This window comes from Cupriavidus sp. 05N39, from assembly GCF_056397325.1.
In genome coordinates this window covers 41,906-62,777 of sequence record NZ_JBFTNE010000021.1, presented here as the reverse complement: position 1 = coordinate 62,777, position 20,872 = coordinate 41,906, and the positions used below count along the sequence as shown (strand labels likewise).

The following is a 20,872-nucleotide window of genomic DNA, read 5'->3' as shown; positions in this document are numbered from 1 at the left end:
GACTTCAGCGGACTGGACAACTGGTCAAACCAATCTCGCGCCGCGAGCCGGCGGCGCGGGACTGCGAAACACCGCAACCGCCAGCGCACGATTCGCGCACTGGAGATCTGTGCTGGCCACTCGGGGCTGCTTGTCCATGCCTATCCAATCGATCGAGCCACAGCGCCTTTACCGCCAGATCAGCAACCAGTTGCGCGGGTTGATCCTGGCCGGCGAGTTTCCGGTGGGCTCGCGCCTGCCGGCGGAGCGGGATCTGTCGGTGCAGCTCGGCGTGAGCCGGCCGTCGCTGCGCGAGGCATTGATCGCGCTCGAGGTCGAGGGCTATATCGAAGTGCGGATGGGCTCGGGCATCTATGTGTGCGAACCACCTTCGCACGCCGATGCGGGCTTCGACCTGTCCGGCGAGGAGGGACCGCTCGAACTGATCCGCGCCCGCGCGCTGGTGGAAGGCGAGGTTGCCGCGCTGGCGGCAAGAAGCGGGCGCAAGGCCCAGTTCGACGCCATCGAGGAGGCGATCGCGCAGATGGCCGCCGATGCCGCCGCGGGCCTCACGCCGCTCGATGCCGACCGCCTGTTCCACGTGCGCGTGGCCGAGGCCACCGGCAACAGCGTGCTGGTGGGCGTGGTGCGGCGGCTCTTCGACCTGCGCCTGGGCCCGCTGTTCGATCAGTTGGACAGCCACTTCGAAACGCCCGAGGTATGGGCGCGGGCGATCACGGAGCACCGCGCCGTGCTGGCGGCGCTGCGCGGCAAGGATCCCGAGCTGGCGCGCGCGCTGATACAGCGGCACATGGATATCGCCTACCGCCGGCTGACGTCCAGCCTGACCCGCGCGCGCAGGCGCCCGGCCGGCAACTTGCGCGCCGGGAAAGCGTCCTGACGGGCCGCGGCCGGACCGGCTTTGCTACACTTGGCCGATTCCCCCATTTCACCTCCCCCAATTCACTCGGATTCGCATGGCACAGTACGTTTTCACCATGAACCGCGTGGGCAAGATCGTTCCGCCCAAGCGTCACATTCTCAAGGACATCTCGCTGTCCTTCTTCCCGGGCGCCAAGATCGGCGTGCTGGGCCTGAACGGCTCGGGCAAGTCGACCGTGCTGAAGATCATGGCGGGCATCGACAAGGAGATCGAGGGCGAGGCCACGCCCATGCCCAACCTGAACATCGGCTACCTGCCGCAGGAACCGCAGCTCGATCCCGAACAGACGGTGCGCGAATCGGTGGAAGCCGCGCTGGGCGGCGTGTTCGAGGCACGCCAGAAGCTCGATGAGATCTACGCGGCCTATGCGGAACCGGACGCCGACTTCGACGCGCTGGCGGCGGACCAGGCCAAGTACGAAGCGATCCTCGCGGCCAGCGACGGCAACAACGCCGAACTGCAGCTGGAAATCGCAGCCGACGCGCTGCGCCTGCCGCCCTGGGACGCCAAGGTGGGCMAYCTGTCCGGYGGCGAGAAGCGCCGCGTGGCGCTGTGCCGCCTGCTGCTGTCGCGCCCSGACATGCTGCTGCTAGACGAACCCACCAACCACCTGGATGCGGAATCGGTGGAGTGGCTGGAGCAGTTCCTCACGCGCTTCCCCGGTACCGTGGTGGCTGTGACCCACGATCGCTACTTCCTGGACAACGCGGCCGAATGGATCCTGGAACTGGACCGCGGCCACGGCATCCCCTGGAAGGGCAATTACAGCTCCTGGCTGGACCAGAAGGAAACCCGCCTGAAACAGGAAGAGTCTAGCGAGTCGGCCCGCCAGAAGGCGCTGCACAAGGAACTGGAATGGGTGCGGCAGAACCCGAAGGGGCGCCAGGCCAAGTCCAAGGCGCGTCTGGCGCGCTTCGACGAACTGAACAGCCAGGAATACCAGAAGCGCAACGAAACCCAGGAAATCTTCATCCCCGCGGGTGAGCGCCTGGGCAACGAGGTGATCGAATTCAACGGTGTGAGCAAGGCCTATGGCGACCGCCTGCTGATCGATGACCTCAGCTTCAAGGTGCCGCCTGGCGCCATCGTCGGCATCATCGGCCCGAACGGCGCCGGCAAGTCGACCTTCTTCCGCATGCTCACCGGCAAGGAAACGCCGGACAGCGGCGAGATCAAGGTGGGCCCGACCGTGAAGATGGCCTACGTGGACCAGAGCCGCGATGCGCTCGACGGCAGCAAGACCGTGTTCGAGGAGATCTCAGGCGGCGCCGACGTGCTGACCGTGGGCCGCTACGAAACGCCGTCGCGTGCCTATATCGGCCGCTTCAACTTCAAGGGCTCGGACCAGCAGAAGCACGTGGGCACGCTCTCGGGCGGCGAGCGCGGGCGTCTGCACCTGGCCAAGACGCTGATCTCCGGCGGCAATGTGCTGCTGCTCGATGAACCGTCCAAYGACCTGGACRTSGAAACSCTGCGCGCGCTGGAAGACGCGCTGCTGGAGTTTGCGGGCTGCGTGATGGTGATCTCGCACGATCGCTGGTTCCTGGACCGGATCGCCACCCACATCCTGGCATTCGAAGGCGAGTCGCACGTGGAGTTCTTCCCTGGCAACTACCAGGAATACGAGGCGGACAAGAAGCGCCGCCTGGGTGAAGAGGGCGCCAAGCCGAAGCGTATCCGCTACAAGCCTATCGCGCGATAAGCACGATCATCCTGGCGGCATCCGGTTACGGGCCGCCAACGGACAAGGGCCCCGCTCGCGCGGGGCCCTTTGCTTTTTGCGTGTCCGCGTATTACGCCACATCCGCATTGAGCGGCGGCGCTGGCTTGGGCACCAGCTTCAGCTTCGTAATCTCCGACGGCGCGCCAAAGCGCTTGGGTGGCCCCCAATAGCCGGTGCCCCTGCTCACATACACCCACATTGCCTCATGCCGGTTCAGCCCGGCGGTATAGGGCTGCTGCATCGGCACAAACAGGTTCCACGGCCAGAACTGGCCGCCATGCGTATGTCCGGAAAGCTGCAGGTCGAAGCCAGCGTTGGAAGCGGCGGGCGCGGTGCGCGGCTGGTGCGCCAGCAGGACACGCGCGGCGACGACAGATGGCGCGCCGTCCAGCGCGCGCGCCGGGTCGCTGCGATGGCTTTCGTCGAAGCGGTGGGCGGAATAATCGGTCACGCCGGCCAGCACCAGTGCGTCTTCATCCTGCCCGATCACCACGTGCTCGTTCATCAGCACCTGCAGGCCCAGCCTGCGCAGTTCGATGATCCACGGCTCGGCGCCGGCGTAGTACTCGTGGTTGCCGGTGACGAAGAACGTGCCGTGGCGCGCCTTCAGGTCGCCCAGCGGCGCCGTGTGCGGCGCCAGCTCGCGTACCGTGCCGTCGACCAGGTCGCCGGTGATGGCGATGGCGTCCGGCTGCAACTCGTTGACGCGCGCGACGATGCGTTCCAGATAGGCGCGCTTGATGGTGGGGCCAACATGGATATCGCTGATCTGCACGATGGTGAAATCGTGCAGCGAGTCGGGCAGGCCGGCGATCGGCACTTCCACCTCCACCACCTGCGCCAGCCGCCGCGCATTGAACAGCCCCAGCGCGGTAACCAGCAGCGCCAGCACCGGTACCGCGGCAGCGGTGCGCGACAGCAGCCAGGCCGGGTGCCAGCCAGTGACGGCGCCCGCCAGCAGCACAATGTCGCGCGCCAGCGTCAGCACCAGCAGAGAGGAAAAGAACCCCATCGCCAGCATGCCTACCCAGGTGAGCGCGTCGCACCATGGCTGGTCCAGGCGCCGCGCGAGCAGGCCGGCGGGGATCAGCGGCCAGGACAGCGCCAGCCACGCCACGGCAAGTGCCTTGACGGCGAACGCCACGGGCAGGTCGGGTAACAGGCGCAGGCCGATGTAGCCGTGCAACAGGCCGACCACGATGGCCGCGACGAAAACGGTGGTGCGAGGGGGCATGCCGCCTCCAGGAGAGCGGGCGCACGGAAATTTGTGGCGTCCTGTTTTGTTTTACATCATTCCGGCGCGATGGCGCAGGTGTAACCGCAGGCGAAGAGCCAGTGTTTCGCAGCCTGCGTGCTCGCAGCCGTACCCGCGTGTCTGGCCGGCGGCGCTTTTGCCGCGCGATGCATGACGTGGCTAGTTGAGGCTGCCGGCGGGCACATTCAAGAGGCCGGCACGGTTTTGGGCACAGCGCCTTCCGGCCAACGCAAGATGCGTACCCTGACAAGTATTGAAAGCCGCACCCCACGGGGGGCGGGCGGTTTCACGGTGCTCTCTAAAGTACTTAACACGCCGCAAAAAAGATTGAATTGTGCGCTTTTCGCTCCTGCGCTTAACTTGCCGGGCTAATTGCGTCCGTACGGCAGCCGCCGGCCGGCCAGGCGAATGCGGGAGGGTTGGAAATGAAGCGGACGGGTCGGCGGTGGACGGCATTGCTGCCGGTGGTGGCAGCGTGGGCGCTGGCCGCCTGCGGCAAGCAGGAAGCGCCGCCTGCGGCGCAGCAGGAGGTACCGGTGCAGGTCGTCAAGACCGTGGCGCAGGATCTGCCTGTCACCTTCGAGTTCGTGGGCCAGACCCAGAGCGACCAGGCGGTCGACATCCGCGGCCGGGTGTCCGGCTTCCTGGTGAAGCGGGCCTATGTGGAAGGTGCCATGGTCAAGGCCGGCCAGTTGTTGTTCGAAATCGACCACAAGCCCTTCCAGGCCCAGCTCGACGCAGCCAAGGCGCAACTGGCGCAAGAGCGCGCCCGGCTGGAGGTGGCGCGCGCCAACCTGGCACGGGTCAAGCCGCTGGCGGAGCGCAACGCGCTGTCGGCGAAAGACCTCGACGATGCCACCGGCAACTATCACGCCGCCGCGGCCGGGGTGGAACAGGCCCGCGCACAGGTCGAGGAGCAGCAGCTCAACCTGTCCTACACCTATGTGCGCTCGCCGGTGGATGGCGTGTCCAGTTCCGCCGTGCTGCCGGAGGGCGCCTACGTGAGCACGACCAACAGCCTGCTGACCACGGTGTCCACGCTGACGCCGATGCGCATCAATTTCAGTGTCTCCGAACCCCAGACTCTCGAATTCCGCGCCCAGCAGGCCAGCAAGCAGATGGTGCCGCCTCCCGACCAGCACTACGCGGTCACCGTGGTGCTTGCCGACGGCAGCGAGTTTCCCCGCAAGGGCCGCATTACCTTTGCCGATGCCACTTACAACCAGCAGACCGGTACGTACCTGGTACGCGCGGAGATGCCCAACCCCGAGGGCACACTGCGCCCCGGCCAGTTCGTGCGGGTGCTGGTGAGCGGTGCCACGCGACCCGGTGCCATCGTGGTGCCCCAGCGCGCCGTGGTCCACGGGCCCAAGGGCGACCTGGTCTTCGTGGTGGACAAGGACGGCAAGGCCGCTCCCCGGCCGGTGACCGTGGGTGACCTCTCCGGCTCGATGTGGCGCATCGCCCAGGGCCTGGGGCCCGGCGAGACGGTGGTGGTGGACGGCGCGAGCAAGCTTGCGCCGGGCGCGCCCGTCAAGATCACCGGCGAAGCGCCGCCGGCCGCCGTGGGGGTGGGCAGCGTGCCGGCTTCCGCCCCGTCGGCCCAGTCCGCGCCAGCCGGGGGTGAGGCCAGCCCCGTGGCCAAGTCCTCCTGATACGGAGACCGCCATGCTCTCCGCCTTCTGCGTCCAGCGGCCCATCTTTGCGGCGGTACTGTCGCTAATCATCGTGATCGGCGGCCTGGTCTCGATGTTCGCCCTGCCGATCGCCCAGTACCCCGACATCACCCCGCCGCAGGTCACGGTCAGCGCCACTTATGCCGGCGCGGATTCCGACACCGTGGCACAGACCGTCGCGGCGCCCATCGAGACCCAGGTCAACGGCGCCGACAACATGATCTACATGCAGTCGACGTCGTCACCCACCGGGTCGATGACGCTCAACGTGTATTTCGACATCGGCACCGATCCCGACACCGCGCAGGTGCAGGTGCAGAACCGCGTCAACCTGGCGCTGCCGCAGCTGCCCGACACCGTGCAGAAGACCGGCATCAATGTGCAGAAGCGCTCCTCCAGCTTCCTGCTGCTGATCGGCGTGTATTCGCCCGATGGCAGCTTCGACCAGCAGTACATCAACAACTACGCCAACCTCTATGTGCTCGACGCCATCAAGCGCGTCAACGGCGCCAACCAGGCGCAGATCATGGGTTCGGCCGACCTTGCCATGCGGATCTGGCTCAAGCCTGACCGCATGGCGGCGCTGGGCATCACCGCGCAGGACGTGCAACGCGCGGTGCAGAGCCAGAATGAACAGTTCGGCGCCGGCAGCGTGGGGCAGGCGCCCAACAGCAAGCCGGTGGAACTGACTTTCCCGCTGGTCACGCCGGGGCGCCTGACCACGCCGGAGCAGTTCGAGAACATCATCCTGCGCGCAGACAATACCGGCGCCGCGGTGGTGCGCCTGCGCGACGTGGGCCGCGCCGAGATCGGCCAGCAGCAGTACACGCTGCGCTCTGCGCTCAACGGCAAGCCGGCCACCATCATCGCCGTGTACCAGCAGCCCGGCTCCAACGCGCTGCAGGTGGCCAAGGACGTGCAGAAGGCGCTGGACGAGATGTCCAAGACGTTCCCGAAGGGTGTGAGCTACAAGGTGGCGCTCGACACCACCGAATTCGTGCGCGCATCCATCGACGAGGTGGTGCACACCCTGATCGAGGCGGTGATCCTGGTGGTGCTGGTGGTGTTTATCTTCCTGCAGAACGTGCGCGCCACCATCATCCCGGTGCTGGCCGTGTTCGTCTCGATCCTCGGCACCTTTGCCGGGCTGCTGGCGCTGGGTTTCTCGATCAACCTGCTGACCTTGTTCGCGCTGGTGCTGGCGATCGGCATCGTGGTCGACGACGCCATCGTGGTGGTGGAAAACGTCGAGCGCAATATGGCGGAGTTCCACCTGTCGCCAAAGGACGCCACGCTGCGCGCGATGAAGGAAGTGACCGGCCCGGTGATCGCCATCGTGCTGGTGCTCTCGGCCGTGTTTATCCCGGTGGCCTTCGTCTCGGGCACCACCGGGCAGTTGTACCGGCAGTTCGCGCTGACCATCGTGGTGTCGGTGGTGATCTCGGGCTTCGTCGCGCTGACCTTGTCGCCGGCGCTGGCCGCGCTGATCCTCAAGCCGGGCCATCACGAGCCGTGGCGCGGCTTTGTCTGGTTCAACAAGCGCTTCGACCGGCTGGTGCATCACTATGGCGGCTGGGTGCGCGTGTTCATGCGGCGCTCGGTCGTGGCGATGCTTTGCTTCGGCCTGATGCTGCTGGCGGTGTGGCAGTTGTTCAACCGGATTCCCACCGCCTTCGTGCCATCCGAGGACCAGGGCTATGTGCTGGTGGCGGTGATGATGCCGGATTCCGCCAGCCTGGACCGTACCGAGAAAATCACCTCGCAGGTGGCGGCCATGTTCCGCGAGCACCCCGCGGTGCAGGACGCCTCCGCGCTGTCCGGCTACAGTTTTATCGACAGCCAGTACAAGACCAATGCCGGCACGGTCTTCGTCGCCATGAAGCCGTTCGGCGAGCGCAACAAGCCCGACCTGCTGGTGCCGGGCATGTTGCAGTCGATCACGCCGAAGCTGCGCGCCATTCCCGAAGCCATCATCATCCCGGTCAATCCGCCGTCGATCCCCGGACTGGGCTCGCAGGGCGGCTTCGAGTTCTGGCTGCAAAGCCGCGGCACTGGCACCACCGCGGAGCTGGAGGCGACTACGCGCGCCTTTATCAAGGCCGCCGCCAGCCATCCGGAGCTGGGCCACCTCAACAGCACCATCCAGGCCGCCTCGCGTCAGATGCGGGTGGAAGTGGACAAGGAGAAGGCGGAGACCATGGGTGTGCCCATTGCCGATGTCTATGGCACGCTGCAGACGCAATTCGGCTCGCTCTACATCAGCCAGTTCTCGCAATACAGCCGGGTCTGGCAGGTGATCCTGCAGGCCGAGCCGCAGTACCGCGCCAATCCGAACGACCTGCAGTTCCTCTACGTACGCCAGCAAAGCGGGGCGATGGCGCCGGTGTCCGGCCTGCTCAAGACCACCTACAGCAGCGGCCCCGACCTGCTGTCGCGCTTCAATAACTTCCCGGCGGCCAAGATCACCGGCGATRCTGCGCCTGGCTACAGCTCGGGCCAGGCGCTGGCGGCGATGGAGGCGGTGGCGAAGGAAGCGTTGCCGGTGGGCTACGCCTACGGCTGGAGYGGCGAGGCGTTCGAGGCGAAGAAGTCGGGCAACACCACCACCATCGTGTTTGTGTTCGGCATCGTGATGGTGTTCCTGATCCTGGCCGCGCAGTACGAGTCGTGGTCGTTGCCGCTCTCAATCCTGAGTGCGGTGCCGTTTGGCCTGTTCGGCGCGCTGCTCGCCATCCTGATGCGTGGCTTGTCCAATGACGTGTATTTCCAGATCGGCATGGTCACGCTGATCGGGCTGGCGGCGAAGAACGCCATCCTGATCGTGGAGTTCGCGGTGATGAAGCAGAAGGAGGGCATGTCGCACGCCGACGCCGCGGTGGAGGCGGCCAAGCTGCGGCTGCGGCCAATCGTGATGACGTCGCTGGCCTTTATCCTGGGCGCGGTGCCGCTGTTTATCGCCAGCGGTGCGGGCTCCAACGCCCGGCACTCGATCGGCACCGGCATCATCGGCGGCATGATTGCCGCGACCACGCTGGCGCTGGTGTTCGTGCCGCTGTTCTCCTACCTGATCGGCACGGCCGCCGACAAATGGGCCAGCCGCAAAGGCGCGCCGGCCCCGGCTGTGCAGTCCGAAGCCGCGGCGGGAGAGGCATCGTGAGCGCGCGCCGCCTGCTCCTGGCCGCATGCGCGATGGCGCTGGGCGCCTGCGCGCTCGGGCCGGACTATCGCCGTCCGGACGTCGCGCAGCCGCCGCAGTACCGCCTCGATACCGGCGCGCTGACCGTGGCCGCGGACAGCGCCTGGTGGGACAGCTTCGGCGATCCGGTGTTGAACGCACTGGTCGACGCCGCGCTGCGCAACAACTACGACGTACGCATCGCCGCCGCGCGCATCGACGCGTTCCGCGGGCAGTTGCTGGTGGCGCGCTCCGGCCTGTTCCCGCAAGTCGGGCTGTCGGCATCGGCCACGCGCCAGCGCGCCGGCACCTTCAACGGCACGCCGTTCGCATCGCTGGAGCGGCCAGGCAACAGCTACCAGCTGCTGGCCAACGCAAGCTGGGAAATCGACCTGTGGGGCCGTATCCGCCGCCAGGCGGAAGCCGCCGAAGCCGACCTGTGGAACGCGGAATATGCGCGGCGTGGCGTGGTGCTGGCGCTGGCCGCCTCGGTGGTGCAGGGCTATGCCAGCCTGCGCGGGCTTGACGCGCAGCTGGATGTTGCCCGCCAGACCCTGGACTCCCGCAGCCGCGCGCTGGATATCTTCCGCATGCGCTACGCGGGCGGCGTGGTCTCGCAGCTTGAGCTGGCGCAGGCCGAGAACGACTACTACGCCACCGAGGCATCGATCCCGCCGCTGCGCGCGTCCATTGCACAGACGGAGAACGCGCTGTCGGTGCTGCTCGGGCGCGAGGCCGGGCCGATCGAGCGCGGCAAGTCCATCGCGCAATTGCAGGTGCCGCCGGTTGGCGCCGACCTGCCGGCAGCCCTGCTGGCGCGCCGCCCGGACGTGCTGCAGGCCGAGCAGAATGCGGTGGCGGCCAACGCGCTGCTGGGTGCTGCCGAAGCGCTCTACCTGCCGGCCGTGAACTTGTCGGGCCTGTTTGGCGCAATCGCGGCCTCGCCGGGCGCGCTGTGGCACAGCGCCTCGCAGGTGTGGGGCATGTCTGCCGGGCTGACGCAGCCCATCTTCCAGGGCGGCGCCATCCGCGGCCAGGTGCAGACTGCCGGCGCACAGCGCGAGCAGGCCATGCTGGCCTACCAGAGCAGTGTGCTGGCGGCGCTGGCCGATGTGAACACCGCGCTGGCCAACGGGCTGGAAACGCGCAACCGGCTGGGCAGCCTGCAGAATCAGGAGCGCAGCCTGACGGTGTACGCCGACCAGGCCGGCGCGCGCTACGAGAGTGGCTACTCCAGCTATCTCGAAGTCACCAACGCGCAGGAGAAGCTGTTCGACACCCAGCTTGCTGCGATCCAGGGCCAGGTCGACGTGCTCAATGGCGCGGCGGCCTTGTACAAGTCGCTGGGCGGCGGATGGCCGGCGGTGCCGGCCGAGGTCAGGGACGCCGGGATGGGCGGCGACGCGCGTGTGGTGCAGCGCTGAGGCGATGCGCGCGATTCGCGCAATTCGCCTAGCTAGCCCTAGCGTGCGGACCAGTTGGCATCGCGCACGCCCAGCGCGGTCACCACGCCGTAGGCGCTGATGCCCAGCGCCACGCCCAGGAAGTGCCCGTCCAGACCCATGCCGGCCATGTTAGCCAGCACCCAGCCGCCACCGGCGGCCAGGGCGATGCGGGCCACGCCGGCCCCCATCGGCCAGCCCATGCGGCCCGCGCCCATCGAGGCAAAGTACAGTGCCATGCCCAGGCCGAAGCCACCAAAGGCCGGGGCGACCCAGGACAGCGCGCGTGCGGCGATGCCGGCGACTTCGGCGTCCTTGGTGAAGAGCCCGGCAAAGGCCTCCGGCGCCAGGCCCACCGCCGCACCCACCGCCCCGGCTACCGCCAGCGCCAGCAACGCGCCGGCCCAGGCGGTACGGCGCGCGGTCACCCAGTCGCCGGCGCCCACGGCGCCGCCCACCAGCGCGGTCAGGGCCGAGCCCACGCCGAAAGCCAGTGGAATCATCAGGAATTCGAGCCGCGCGGAGATGCCGTAGGCAGCCACGGCGGCCGTACCGTAATGACGCAATTCCGCCGTCACCAGGATGGTGGTCAGGTTAGCCACCGATGCCAGGGCGCAGGCCACCAGCCCTACCGACAGGATGCGCACGAACAGCGCGCGCGATGGACGTATCCGCAGCATTGGCACAAAGCCGGCGCCGCCGCGCAGCACTACCCAGGCCATGGCCAGCGCCGCCACCCACGACACTGCCGCGAGTGCGGCGCCGATGCCGGCCAGCCCCATGCCGGCCGGCTCGGCCAGCGCCCAGGCCAGGATAGGGAAGGCGATCCACATCAGCGACAGCACGCGCGCCGCCAGTGCATGGCGGCCACCGCCGCGCAGCACGGAAGCCAGCGTGTTGGCCAGCCACGCTGGCACCGCGCCGGCGCCGAACAGCCAGATCGCATAGGTGGCGGCCGCGTCGGCAGCCGTTTGCCCGGCCACCGCGCCCAGGATGCCGCGGGGGAAGCCCGCCATCGCCACGGCGAACACCAGCCCCGCCGTGATGGCGATGATGAGCGCATGCAACACCAGGGAGGAAGCCTCCTCGCGCTTGCCCGCGCCGAGCGCGCGGGCGATGGCGGATACCACGCCGCCGCCCATGGCGCCGGTTGACATCTGTTGCAGCAGCAGGGCGAAGGGCAGCACGACTGCCCAGCCCGCCAGTGCCGCCGTGCCCTGGCGCGCCGCCAGCCAGGTTTCGATCAGTTGTGCGCCCGCCTGCAGGAACGCGATCAGGCTGGTGGGTGCGGCCAGTACGAGAATGCGGCGCAAGAGTTCGCGCATCAACGGTTGCGTGGGGGCGGTAGTAGTCACGGACGCCAGCGTGGCTGCCGCCAGCGGATTGGCTTGGGGTTCATTCATGGCTGGACTCCGTTTCATCCGTCGTTTCGCGCTTGGCCGGTACGGCTGGATCGCCTTCGCGGGCAAGGCGCCGCCGCAGGGCGCCGCTGGCGGCCGGGCCGGGCACTACGCGCAGGTCGTCCAGCGTCAGCGGGCTGCCGTCCGCGCGTGCCAGTGCCGGCGCGGCAATCGCGGCGCCGGTGCGCTTGTCCTGCAGCACGGTGTGCGGGCCGGACGCATCGTTCATCCAGCGGTCGGCCCAGGCCTTCAGGGCGACAAAGGCGGGAAAGAAGTCGCGGCTCTTCTCGGTGAGGTGGTAGACGTGCCGCGCGCTGTCGGGGGCAGGCAGGCGTTCCAGCATGCCGTGCTCGACCAGGCTTTTCAGGCGCGCGCTGAGGATGTTGGGTGCAATGCCCAGGTGGCGCTGGAATTCGTCGAAGCGGGTGCTGCCGTAGAACGCTTCGCGTAGCAGGAGGATGGCCCAGCGCTCGCCTAGCACCGACATCGAGCGGGCGATGGGGCATGGCATGCTGGCAAAGTCGGTGTGGCCCATGGTCCTCTCCATCTGACTAGCGGTTGGCCCTCGGCGTTTACTTTCGATTTGCAAGCCAGGGCGTTCCGCGCATCTTAACTTGCAATTTGAAAGTTTGCTTGGGTGTGGGGGATAACTCTGTGCGATGTTCGGAGCGGTTTGTCTTTAGGGGCTGGTGGATGGCTACAACTGCTTGCCTGCAAAATCAAAGTCAAAGGCTTAAAGTCAAAGGCGGTTTCACCCCCTGCGGGGGGCGACCTACTTTTTTGTCTTGCCAAAAAAGTAGGCAAAAAAGGCGCCCCATACGGCCTGGTACACCTTGACGGCTCGCTTCACATCGCTTGGGGGGCTCGCTTTGCATCGCGGGGCGCCGGGGCCACACGAAAAGACCAGGGGGATCAGCAAAGTGTCTGGCGCATCGCATCGCTGAATACATCCAGGGCCGGAATCCGCGCGCGCAGGAAATCGATCAGCGCGCGCGTGGCCATCGATGGATGCAGGTTGGGCGTGGTGATGATGTAGAGCCGGCTGCCCAGGCCCTCCGGCTTCCAGTCGGTCAGCACAGGCACCAGCCGGCCCTCGCGCACATCGTCCCAGCCGGCATAGACCGGCAGCAGGCCCACGCCATGGCCGTCGCGCACCGCGCGCATCAGAAAGGGGAAATGTTCGGACTGCAGGTGCGGGATCAGTTCCACCTGCTCGCGCTGCTCGCCGCGGTCGAGCGTGAGGACGAAGCGCCGCGCGGGGTAGGGCGGGCACAGGAACTGACACCACGCCAGGTCGGCCGGGGCGTGTAGCGGCCCGTTGCGCGCCAGGTAGGCGGGCGACGCGCAGAGCTGCCAGTCGATCGCGCAGATGTCGCGCGCCACATGGTCCAGCGGCGGCTGCGAGGTGACCTTGAGCGCCACGTCGATCTCGGCGGCGATCAGGTCCACCACGCGGTTGGCAAAGAATACGCGCAGGGAGATGCCTGGATGCTGGCCGGTGAACTCCAGCAGCAGCGGGGCCAGGAAGGTGTCGCCCAGACCGGTCGGCACGCTCAGGCGCACGTGGCCGCGCAGGGTGGTGCCCAGGCTGTCGATCTCCGCCTGGGCCGAGGCCACTTCCTGCAGGATGCGCAGGCCGTGCTGGTACAGCGAGCGCCCAGGCTCGGTCAACTCCAGCCGGCGCGTGGTACGGCGCAGCAACTGCGCGCCGGCCTGGTGTTCCAGTTCGCGCAGCTGGCGGCTGACCTGCGAGCGCGTGACGCCGCGCCGCCGTCCCGCTTCGGACAAGTTGCCGGCCTCGACGATGTCGACGAAGGCCTGGATGAGGTTGAGGTCCATCCGGGATTCCCAGGAGTATTGTCGCGTATGGCGCAACATTGTGAGTCGCCGCAGGGGAATTGTCGATGCCGGGCGTCAGGACTACAGTGTCCGTTCCCTGCCGGATTGCCGGGAGCGGGGCCAGGCGGGCGCAACGACGCCAACGACGCGAACAACAAGCAGGAGACACCATGTTCAAGAACGATCTTTTCGCTGGCCAGCGTGTGCTGATCACCGGCGGCGGTACCGGGCTGGGTCTGATCATGGCCGAGCGCCTGGCCGGGCTGGGCGCGGAGCTTCACCTGTGCGGGCGCCGGCTGCCGGTGCTGGACGAGGCCGCCGGGTCGTTGCGGCAGCAGCACGGCGTCAAGGTCGTGACCCACGCGGTGGACATCCGCGATGCCGCCGCCGTCGACGCCATGATCGAGACCATCTGGACCCAACACGGCCCGCTCGACTGCCTGGTCAACAACGCCGCCGGCAACTTCATCAGCCGCACCGAGGACCTCTCGCCCAATGGCTTTCACGCCATCTCCGACATCGTCTTCCGCGGCACCTTCTACATGACGCAAGCGGTGGGCAAGCGCTGGATCCGCGACGGCCATCCCGGTTCGGTGCTCTCCATCGTGGTGACCTGGGTCTGGACCGGCTCGCCCTTCGTGGTGCCGTCGGCCATGTCCAAGGCCGGCGTGGACGCCATGACCAAGTCGCTGGCCGTGGAGTGGGGCCGCCACGGCATCCGCTGCAACGCCATCGCGCCGGGCGTGATCCCCACCGAAGGCGCGGGCTCGCGACTGCGCCCGCAGGATTCGCAGCAAGACCAGCTGAGCGGCCAGAACCCCACCGGTCGCATCGGCCAGCCGCAGGACATCGGCAACCTCGCCGCCTTCCTGCTGGCCCGCGACAACTCGTGGATCAACGGACAGACCATTGCGCTGGATGGCGGAGACTGGCTCGCCAACGGCGCTTACTTCAAGCAATACCTGGGCTGGGGCGATGCCGAATGGCAGGCCGCGCGCGAACGCATCTCCGCCAGGAACGCCGCCGACCGCGCCGCGCGCACGGTGAATGCACCCACGCCTTCCCCGACACCCGACCAATCTGGAGACAACGAATAATGGCCGCCGACCTCTGGTTCGAAGATACCCGCCTTGCCGCCGCCGACCTGCTTGAGCGGGGCACGCGCCTGGCTGGCGGCTTGCGCGCGCTTGGGCTCAACGAAGGCGACGTGGTCGCGGTGCTGCTGCGCAACGATCCGGTCTTTGCCGATATCGTCCACGCCTGTCGTACGGCCGGCGTCTATTACTGCCCCATCAACTGGCACTTCACCGTCGAGGAAATCCGCTTCCTGATGGCCGACAGTGGCGCCAGGGCGCTGATCGTCCATGCCGATCTGCTGGACGGCGTGCGCGCGGCGGTGCCCGAGGGCGTGCAGGTACTGGCGGTCGCGGTGCCGGGCAAGGACAGCGCGGCAGGCGCCACCGACTATGAAAGCTGGCTCGATGCGCAGGCGCCGTACGCCGGCCCGCGCGTGGCGCCGCGCGGCCACATGGCCTACACCTCCGGCACCACCGGCCGCCCCAAGGGCGTGCTGCGCGCCGCGGTGCCGCTGGCCACGCTGGAAACGCAACTCGCGCGCATGCGCTCGGTGGTGGCGCAGACCATGGGCATCGTGGAAGGCACCCGCGCGCTGATGGCCGCGCCGCTGTACCACAGCGCGCCGGGCGTATTCATCCAGAATGCGCTGCAGCTCGGCGAGCGCCTGGTGCTGTGCGCGCGCTTCGATCCGGAGCAGGTGCTGGCGCTGGTGGAGAAGCACCGCATCGACGTGCTCTACCTGGTGCCCATCATGTATGTGCGCATGCTCAAGGTGCCGCCGGAGGTGCGTGCGCGCTACGACCTCTCCTCGCTGCGCTTCGTCGCGTCGACCGGCGCGCCGTGCGCGCCCGAGGTCAAGCGCGCCATGATCGACTGGTTCGGTCCGGTCATCCATGAAACGTACGCGTCGAGCGAGGCCGGCATGATCACCGTGGCCACGCCGGTCGACGCGATGGCCAAGCCCGGCACCGCCGGCCGTCCGGTCGACGATGGCGAAGTGCGCATCCTCGACGAGCAGGGCAAGGCCTGCGCGCCCGGCGAGATCGGGCTGGTCTATGTGCGGCAGCCGGCTTACCCCGATTTCACCTACCGCAACAATGACGAAGCCCGCCGCGCCATCGACCGCGGTGGCCTGGTGAGCCTGGGCGACATGGGTTATCTCGACGCCGATGGCTATCTGTTCATCTGCGACCGCGCCTCCGACATGGTGATTTCCGGCGGCGTGAACATCTACCCGGCCGAGATCGAGCACGAACTGGTGCGCTACCCCGGCGTGGCCGATTGCGTGGTGTTCGGCGTGCCCGACGACGAGTATGGCGAACGCCTGCTGGCCATGGTGCAGCCGGTGCAGGGCGCCATGCTGGAGGAGGGCGCGATCATCGAATGGCTGCGCCAGCGCCTCTCAGGCTTCAAGGTGCCGCGCACCATCGTGGTGGAAGCGCAACTGCCGCGCGACGATACCGGCAAGCTGGCCAAGCGCCGCCTGCGCGACAAATACTGGGAAGGGCGCGCGCGGCGGGTTTGAGCGCGGCGCAGCCCGGACATACCGGCAAGACCGAGAACATCAGAAGAACCAAGGAGACTAGCCATGCAAAGCTGGAAAACCGGATGGCGCGCCTGCGCCGGCGTCGCCATCCTGGCCTGTGCGCAACTGGCCGTGGCCGCCTATCCCGACCGTCCCATCAAGCTGGTGGTGCCCTATACGCCGGGCGGCTCTACCGACCAGTTCGGGCGCGGGCTGGCTGACGGCATGAGCCGCGAGCTGAAACAGACGGTGGTGGTGGAGAACCGTCCCGGCGCCGCCACCATGATCGGCACGCAGAGCGTGGCGCGCGCGCCGGCAGATGGCTACACCATGGTGCTGGCCACCAATGGCAGCATGGTGCTGAACCCGATGCTCTACAAGAAGATCGCCTACGATCCGCCGCGCGATTTCAAGATCTTCAGCATCGGCGCCGAGGTGCCGCTGGTGGTGGTGACCAACAACCAGGTGCCGGCCACCAATATCCGCGAGTTCGCGGCGTATGCCAAGGCCAGCGGCGGCAAGCTCAACTACGCCTCGGTCGGGCTCGGCAACGCGCTGCAGCTGGCCACCGAAATGCTCAAGACCGAACTCGGCATCTCGGTCACTCACGTTCCATACAACGGCAGCGCGCCGGCGCTGTCGGCGCTGCTCGCCAATGACGTGCAGCTGATGGTGGACGTGGTCAGTACCTCGCTGCCGCACATCAAGGGCGGCAAGTTGCGCGCGCTGGCGGTGACCGGCCGCACCCGGCTGGAGGTGCTGCCCAATGTACCGACCGTGGCGGAGAGCGGCTATCCCAACTTCCAGGCCGCCACCTGGTTCGGCCTCGCCGTGCCGGCACAGACCCCGCCCGAGGCCGTGGCAAAGCTGCAGGCCGCGGCCGCGCATGTGCTCAAGGACCCGCAGTTCCGCGCCACCTTCAGCGCACTGGGGCTGGTGATCCAGCAACCGCGCACCCAGGCCGAGATCGATCGCTATATCGAAGCGGACCGCGCGCATTGGGGCAAGGTCATCCGCGCCAACAACATCAGCCTGGACTGAGCGCAGGCGCGCCAGGCGAGCGGCGGCAGCCGTGGCGCAGCGCCATGGCGCGCGCCGGCCGGCTGGCGGCGATCGGCGTATAGTTCTGTCGCGCCGTGATGCATTCGGCCTTCGGGCCAGTCACGGCGTTCTCTTGCCCACGCCCGCCGCGCCATGAACGACTCAGAGCCTGATCCGCACCAAGAGCCCCTTGCCGGTCCCCTGCGCGATCCCAGCGCCGAAACCGATCGCCTGCACGCCCTGCGCCGCCGCGCCCGCCTTGCCGCCGGCCGCAAATCGCGCCAGATGTGGCGCATCTCCCGAACCACCCTGCGCTACGCCGTCTTCATGTGCGGCGCTGGTTGCGTGGCGCTGTTCTCGCTGATATTCGCGTGGATTGCCGAAGTGGCGCTGCGCTGGAATTACCAGCTGACCGCCGGTACGCCGTGGCTGACCTTCGTGCTGCTGCCATTCGGGCTGGCCGCGCTGCGCTGGCTCACCATCCGGCTGGCGCCGCAGGCGCGCGGCAGCGGTATTCCGCAAGTGATCGCGGCGGTCAACCTGCCGCCCTCCGGGCCGGCGCAGACCGTGCTGGTGTCGTTCCGCCAGTCGATGTGGAAAGTGCTGCTGACGACGGGCGGCTTGCTGGCGGGCGCGTCGATCGGGCGGGAGGGCCCCTCGGTGCAGGTGGGCGCCGCCGCCATGCTGGCCTGGGGCCGCTGGTGCCAAGAGCGCCTGCAGTTCCGCATCGGCTTCCACCCCAATGCACTGATCGCCGCCGGCGCCGCCGGCGGCCTGGCCGCGGCCTTCAATACGCCGCTGGCCGGCGTGGTATTCGCCATTGAGGAACTTGGCCGCGGCACCGCCGTGCGCTGGGACCGGCTGGTGCTCTCGGGCGTGCTGACCGCCGGCTTCCTGTCGCTGGCGATCCTGGGCAACAACCCGTATTTCATCGTCAAGACGCCGATCCTTGCGCTGCACGACGCCTGGGGCCCGGTACTGCTGTGCGCGCTGGTCAATGGGGTGCTCGGCGGCCTGTTCGCCAAACTGCTGATCGGCGGCGTGCCGGCGCTGCTGCCGGCACGGCTGCGCGGCTGGCCGGTGGAGCATCCGGTGCTGGTGGCATTCCTGTGCGGCCTGGTGGCGGCGGTGATTGGCTGGTCCACCGGCGGCGCGACCTTCGGTACCGGCTACGAGCAGGCCGCCGGGCTGATCAACGGCGAGCCGCACAGCACGCTGTGGTTCGGCATCGCCAAGCTGGTGGCCACCGTGGTGTCGTATTTCGCGGGCATTCCCGGCGGCATCTTTACGCCCTCGCTGGCGATCGGCTCCGGCATCGGCGCTAATGTGGCGCAGTGGGTCGGCCACATCTTCGGCGGCATGACCGAGCCCCGCGTGCTGGCGTTGGTGTCGATGGCGGCCTTCCTGGCCGCCGCCACCCAGGCACCCATCACGGCCAGCGTGATCGTGATGGAGATGACGCGCTCGCAGGATCTCACGCTCTTCCTGCTGGCCGCTTCGCTGCTGGCTTCCTTCCTCGCGCGCCAGTTCTGCCCGCATCCGTTCTACCACCATGTCGCGCATACCTTCCGCCGCGAAGCGCTGAGCGTCACGCGAAAAGTGGCGCCGGCCACATAAGCCGGGCGAAGCCACGGTTTTGCGGCGCCGCTTTGCCTTAACATGAGCGGCGCGCAGGCCAGGTGCCCGGCTCTGTGTACCGGCGGCACATCAGGACCCGCGCCGGCACGATGAACCGGGGAGCACAGATGGCCACGCAACGACCGCCGGACAGCACCGGCGCCCAACGTCCGCCGAGCGCGCGGCGCCGCCAGCAAGGCGCGCCGGGCGTGCCGCCGCAGAAACCGCCGGGCAAGGAAAGCACCGCCCTGCGCGATCTCGGCCCGGATACGGTGTGGCATACGCGCGGCTTGCACGGCCATACCCGGCGGCGTTCACCGCTGCCGCCATCGGCGCGCTCGCCGCAGCGGCAACTGCCGCCCAGCCGGGTGCCGCGGCTGCTGTTGTGGGGGTTGCTGTTAGTCTTGCTGGCAGTGCTGGCCAACGCCGTGCTGAATATGTCGCATTAACCCCCGGCGGAGTGCCTGCCTTGCCACCTTGTGGGTCCGGCAGGAACCACGCGCGCAGGGGGCGCTCCAATCCGGAGCTTTTCTCAGGAGTCTGGATGAAATACCCCCTCGCCGGGCTGGCCCTTGCCAGCCTGCTGCTGGTTTCGCCCTGGGCGGGCGCCGCGCCCAAGGATGGCGCCGCCGACAAACTGGCGCCGATGCTCGAGAGCCTGGAGATCGGCAGCCCGCTGCCCACGCTGCCCGATTGCGCCGACAAGCGCACCCCCGATGGCCGCGACGTGACCGCCCTGTGCGTCGAAGTGCGCGGCGACGGCGTGATGCGCCAGGTCGGCGTACCGCGCGACAAGCGGCCCGCCTTCATGGACGGCCCGCACGTAGTCGCCTTTGTGGACCGCAACGCCCTGGTCGGGCTGATCGTGCCGACCGATGGCGTGCGCTCCGAAAAGACGGCGGTGGACAGCCTGACCGCGCGTTACGGCAAGCCCTTCCGCTCGGAACAGGTGGAGATGAAGGACAAGGCCGGCCAGCCCGTCAAGAGCACGCATGCCGGCTGGATGAGGAAGCCGCTGACCGTGGAGCTTTACGCCATTCCGGACGATCCCAACAACGGCACCATCGAAATGCTGCTGCCCCAGGCCCGCGTGCTGATGGCCGACCAGGACAAGGCCATGGCGCAACAGCTCAATCCCAATGCCGCTTCGGCAGCGCCGGCGGCGCCGGCGAGCAAGCCGGAGGCGAAGAAGGGGAAGGACGGGAAGTGGTGAGAGGGCGCGCCAGCGCCGCCTGAAGTGCCGGATTGTGCTTGCTCGCCTCTCCTCTCGGGGCGAGAGGCGAGCGAAGCTCAAAGCCCTTCCATCACCTTGTCCAGCCCGCGCACCAGCCCGGTCACCGCGTGCACCTTGCGGATCGCCAGCAGCGCACCGGACACATAAGGCTTGGAGCCATCGCCGGCCTCATGCTTGAGGTGCAGGCGTTGCCCGTCGGCGCCAAAGATCACCTCCACGCCCAGCTGGTACCCAGGCAGCCGCACCGCGTGCACCTGGCTGCCGGACAGGGTCGCGCCGCGGGTTTCCTTCGGGCCCTTGACCTGGTCGACGGGGACCACTTGCGCGGCTTCGCGGACCTGCCCCAGGCGATACGCCAGTTCGCGCACCGTGCCGGAGGGCACATCGATCTTGCCGGCCTTGGCGTAGTCGATGATCTCCCAGTGCTCCAGGTGGCGCGCGGCCATCTCGGCGAACTTCTGCAGCAGCACCACGGTAATGGCGAAGTTGCCGCAGGCCAGCACGCCGCGCCCGGCCTGGCGCGCGGCGGCGTCGATCTCGGCGTAGTCCTCGTCCGACAGCCCCGACGTGCCGACCACCACATGCGCGCCCTTTGCCAGCGCCTGCAGGATGTTGCGCTTGGCGACGTCCGGCTTGGTGTATTCCACATAGACGTCGCAGGCGCCGTCCGCCAGTTCGTCGATGCTGGCCACCGCCACGCCGGGTGTGCCCTTGTGCGCGGTCAGTTCGGCCAAGGTCTGCCCGGCGGCGCCGCGCGACAACCCGGCCACCAGCGTCATATCGTCCGCGTGCGCCACCCCGCGCGCCAGTTCGCCGCCGGCCCAGCCGGTCACGCCGCCCACGGCGACTCGAATGCGATTGCTCATCGTCTTGCTCTCCTGATCTGGATGGTTTTCCGGGATGTCCCGGCTGCCTGCCAAGTTGTGCAGCATAAGCCTTTTGCGCT

17 protein-coding genes are annotated in these 20,872 nt (G+C 68.0%); 11 read left to right on the top strand and 6 right to left on the bottom strand.

Features of this window, described 5'->3' with window-relative positions; translation table 11 throughout:
• The first annotated feature begins 136 nt into the window (after positions 1–136).
• Together AC1DN0_RS12750 and ettA are read left to right on the top strand one after the other, a co-directional pair.
• Entirely contained in the window at positions 137–880 is a 744-nt protein-coding gene (locus tag AC1DN0_RS12750) for a FadR/GntR family transcriptional regulator (protein ID WP_441628925.1), read from the top strand.
• A 76-nt stretch (positions 881–956) separates the two neighbouring features.
• A complete protein-coding gene (gene ettA, locus AC1DN0_RS12745; RefSeq protein WP_477145756.1) occupies positions 957–2,624 on the top strand; it encodes an energy-dependent translational throttle protein EttA in 1,668 nt (555 codons plus the stop codon).
• 91 nt (positions 2,625–2,715) lie between these two features.
• Here ettA and AC1DN0_RS12740 read toward each other — a convergent pair whose 3' ends face one another.
• The gene (locus AC1DN0_RS12740; protein WP_441628929.1) at positions 2,716–3,879 is read right to left on the bottom strand and encodes a metallophosphoesterase; all 1,164 of its coding nucleotides are present in this window, start codon (positions 3,877–3,879) and stop codon (positions 2,716–2,718) included.
• A gap of 446 nt (positions 3,880–4,325) precedes the next feature.
• Here AC1DN0_RS12740 and AC1DN0_RS12735 point away from each other — a divergent pair, with 446 nt between their 5' ends.
• Genes AC1DN0_RS12735 through AC1DN0_RS12725 form a run of 3 tightly spaced genes read left to right on the top strand, consistent with a single transcriptional unit; the run spans position 4,326 to position 10,175 of the window.
• On the top strand, positions 4,326–5,555 hold the full coding sequence (locus tag AC1DN0_RS12735; RefSeq protein WP_441628931.1) for an efflux RND transporter periplasmic adaptor subunit: 1,230 nt from the start codon (positions 4,326–4,328) through the stop codon (positions 5,553–5,555).
• 13 nt (positions 5,556–5,568) lie between these two features.
• Positions 5,569–8,733, top strand: a complete 3,165-nt coding sequence (locus tag AC1DN0_RS12730) for an efflux RND transporter permease subunit (protein ID WP_477145755.1) — start codon at positions 5,569–5,571, stop codon at positions 8,731–8,733.
• Positions 8,730–10,175, top strand: a complete 1,446-nt coding sequence (locus AC1DN0_RS12725) for an efflux transporter outer membrane subunit (protein ID WP_441628935.1) — start codon at positions 8,730–8,732, stop codon at positions 10,173–10,175. Before AC1DN0_RS12730 ends, AC1DN0_RS12725 begins: the two co-directional genes overlap by 4 nt.
• 38 nt (positions 10,176–10,213) lie before the next feature.
• Here the strand turns inward: AC1DN0_RS12725 and AC1DN0_RS12720 are convergent, their stop codons facing one another.
• The 3 genes from AC1DN0_RS12720 to AC1DN0_RS12710 all read right to left on the bottom strand — a co-directional run bounded on the left by AC1DN0_RS12720 (position 10,214) and on the right by AC1DN0_RS12710 (position 13,432).
• Positions 10,214–11,518, bottom strand: coding sequence for an MATE family efflux transporter (locus AC1DN0_RS12720; protein ID WP_441628971.1), 1,305 nt, complete (start codon positions 11,516–11,518; stop codon positions 10,214–10,216).
• Positions 11,519–11,588: 70 nt separating this feature from the next.
• A complete protein-coding gene (locus AC1DN0_RS12715; RefSeq protein WP_441628937.1) occupies positions 11,589–12,128 on the bottom strand; it encodes a winged helix-turn-helix transcriptional regulator in 540 nt (179 codons plus the stop codon).
• Between the two features lie 377 nt (positions 12,129–12,505).
• Complete coding sequence (locus tag AC1DN0_RS12710; protein WP_441628939.1) at positions 12,506–13,432, bottom strand: LysR family transcriptional regulator; 927 nt, start codon at positions 13,430–13,432, stop codon at positions 12,506–12,508.
• A 170-nt stretch (positions 13,433–13,602) separates the two neighbouring features.
• On the opposite strand from AC1DN0_RS12710, the gene AC1DN0_RS12705 reads away from it, so the two are divergent.
• The 3 genes from AC1DN0_RS12705 (at position 13,603) to AC1DN0_RS12695 (ending at position 17,075) form a co-directional block, all read left to right on the top strand.
• Positions 13,603–14,529, top strand: a complete 927-nt coding sequence (locus AC1DN0_RS12705; RefSeq protein WP_441628941.1) for an SDR family oxidoreductase — start codon at positions 13,603–13,605, stop codon at positions 14,527–14,529.
• Entirely contained in the window at positions 14,529–16,034 is a 1,506-nt protein-coding gene (locus AC1DN0_RS12700) for an acyl-CoA synthetase (RefSeq protein ID WP_441628943.1), read from the top strand. Before AC1DN0_RS12705 ends, AC1DN0_RS12700 begins: the two co-directional genes overlap by 1 nt.
• Positions 16,035–16,097: 63 nt before the next feature.
• Positions 16,098–17,075, top strand: a complete 978-nt coding sequence (locus tag AC1DN0_RS12695) for a Bug family tripartite tricarboxylate transporter substrate binding protein (protein ID WP_441628945.1) — start codon at positions 16,098–16,100, stop codon at positions 17,073–17,075.
• Here AC1DN0_RS12695 and AC1DN0_RS12690 read toward each other — a convergent pair.
• A complete protein-coding gene (locus tag AC1DN0_RS12690; protein WP_441628947.1) occupies positions 17,062–17,199 on the bottom strand; it encodes a hypothetical protein in 138 nt (45 codons plus the stop codon). The two genes, AC1DN0_RS12695 and AC1DN0_RS12690, sit on opposite strands and share 14 nt — an antisense overlap.
• A gap of 29 nt (positions 17,200–17,228) precedes the next feature.
• Between AC1DN0_RS12690 and AC1DN0_RS12685 the strand changes: the two genes are divergently transcribed.
• The 3 genes from AC1DN0_RS12685 to AC1DN0_RS12675 all read left to right on the top strand — a co-directional run bounded on the left by AC1DN0_RS12685 (position 17,229) and on the right by AC1DN0_RS12675 (position 19,905).
• The gene (locus tag AC1DN0_RS12685; RefSeq protein ID WP_441628949.1) at positions 17,229–18,692 is read left to right on the top strand and encodes a chloride channel protein; all 1,464 of its coding nucleotides are present in this window, start codon (positions 17,229–17,231) and stop codon (positions 18,690–18,692) included.
• 128 nt (positions 18,693–18,820) lie between these two features.
• Complete coding sequence (locus AC1DN0_RS12680) at positions 18,821–19,141, top strand: hypothetical protein (protein WP_441628951.1); 321 nt, start codon at positions 18,821–18,823, stop codon at positions 19,139–19,141.
• 95 nt (positions 19,142–19,236) lie between these two features.
• Complete coding sequence (locus AC1DN0_RS12675) at positions 19,237–19,905, top strand: hypothetical protein (protein WP_441628953.1); 669 nt, start codon at positions 19,237–19,239, stop codon at positions 19,903–19,905.
• A 77-nt stretch (positions 19,906–19,982) separates the two neighbouring features.
• Here AC1DN0_RS12675 and dapB read toward each other — a convergent pair whose 3' ends face one another.
• The gene (gene dapB, locus AC1DN0_RS12670) at positions 19,983–20,792 is read right to left on the bottom strand and encodes a 4-hydroxy-tetrahydrodipicolinate reductase (protein WP_441628955.1); all 810 of its coding nucleotides are present in this window, start codon (positions 20,790–20,792) and stop codon (positions 19,983–19,985) included.
• Positions 20,793–20,872: the final 80 nt, after the last annotated feature.

Excerpts from the sequence above, each read along its gene's own strand:
- AC1DN0_RS12750 (WP_441628925.1), top strand. The coding sequence starts at position 137 with ATGCCTATCCAATCGATCGAGCCACAGCGCCTTTACCGCCAGATCAGC.
- AC1DN0_RS12740 (WP_441628929.1), bottom strand. The coding sequence starts at position 3,879 with ATGCCCCCTCGCACCACCGTTTTCGTCGCGGCCATCGTGGTCGGCCTG.
- AC1DN0_RS12735 (WP_441628931.1), top strand. The coding sequence starts at position 4,326 with ATGAAGCGGACGGGTCGGCGGTGGACGGCATTGCTGCCGGTGGTGGCA.
- AC1DN0_RS12720 (WP_441628971.1), bottom strand. The coding sequence starts at position 11,518 with ATGCGCGAACTCTTGCGCCGCATTCTCGTACTGGCCGCACCCACCAGC.
- AC1DN0_RS12715 (WP_441628937.1), bottom strand. The coding sequence starts at position 12,128 with ATGGGCCACACCGACTTTGCCAGCATGCCATGCCCCATCGCCCGCTCG.
- AC1DN0_RS12710 (WP_441628939.1), bottom strand. The coding sequence starts at position 13,432 with ATGGACCTCAACCTCATCCAGGCCTTCGTCGACATCGTCGAGGCCGGC.
- AC1DN0_RS12705 (WP_441628941.1), top strand. The coding sequence starts at position 13,603 with ATGTTCAAGAACGATCTTTTCGCTGGCCAGCGTGTGCTGATCACCGGC.
- AC1DN0_RS12700 (WP_441628943.1), top strand. The coding sequence starts at position 14,529 with ATGGCCGCCGACCTCTGGTTCGAAGATACCCGCCTTGCCGCCGCCGAC.
- AC1DN0_RS12695 (WP_441628945.1), top strand. The coding sequence starts at position 16,098 with ATGCAAAGCTGGAAAACCGGATGGCGCGCCTGCGCCGGCGTCGCCATC.
- AC1DN0_RS12685 (WP_441628949.1), top strand. The coding sequence starts at position 17,229 with ATGAACGACTCAGAGCCTGATCCGCACCAAGAGCCCCTTGCCGGTCCC.
- AC1DN0_RS12680 (WP_441628951.1), top strand. The coding sequence starts at position 18,821 with ATGGCCACGCAACGACCGCCGGACAGCACCGGCGCCCAACGTCCGCCG.
- AC1DN0_RS12675 (WP_441628953.1), top strand. The coding sequence starts at position 19,237 with ATGAAATACCCCCTCGCCGGGCTGGCCCTTGCCAGCCTGCTGCTGGTT.
- dapB (WP_441628955.1), bottom strand. The coding sequence starts at position 20,792 with ATGAGCAATCGCATTCGAGTCGCCGTGGGCGGCGTGACCGGCTGGGCC.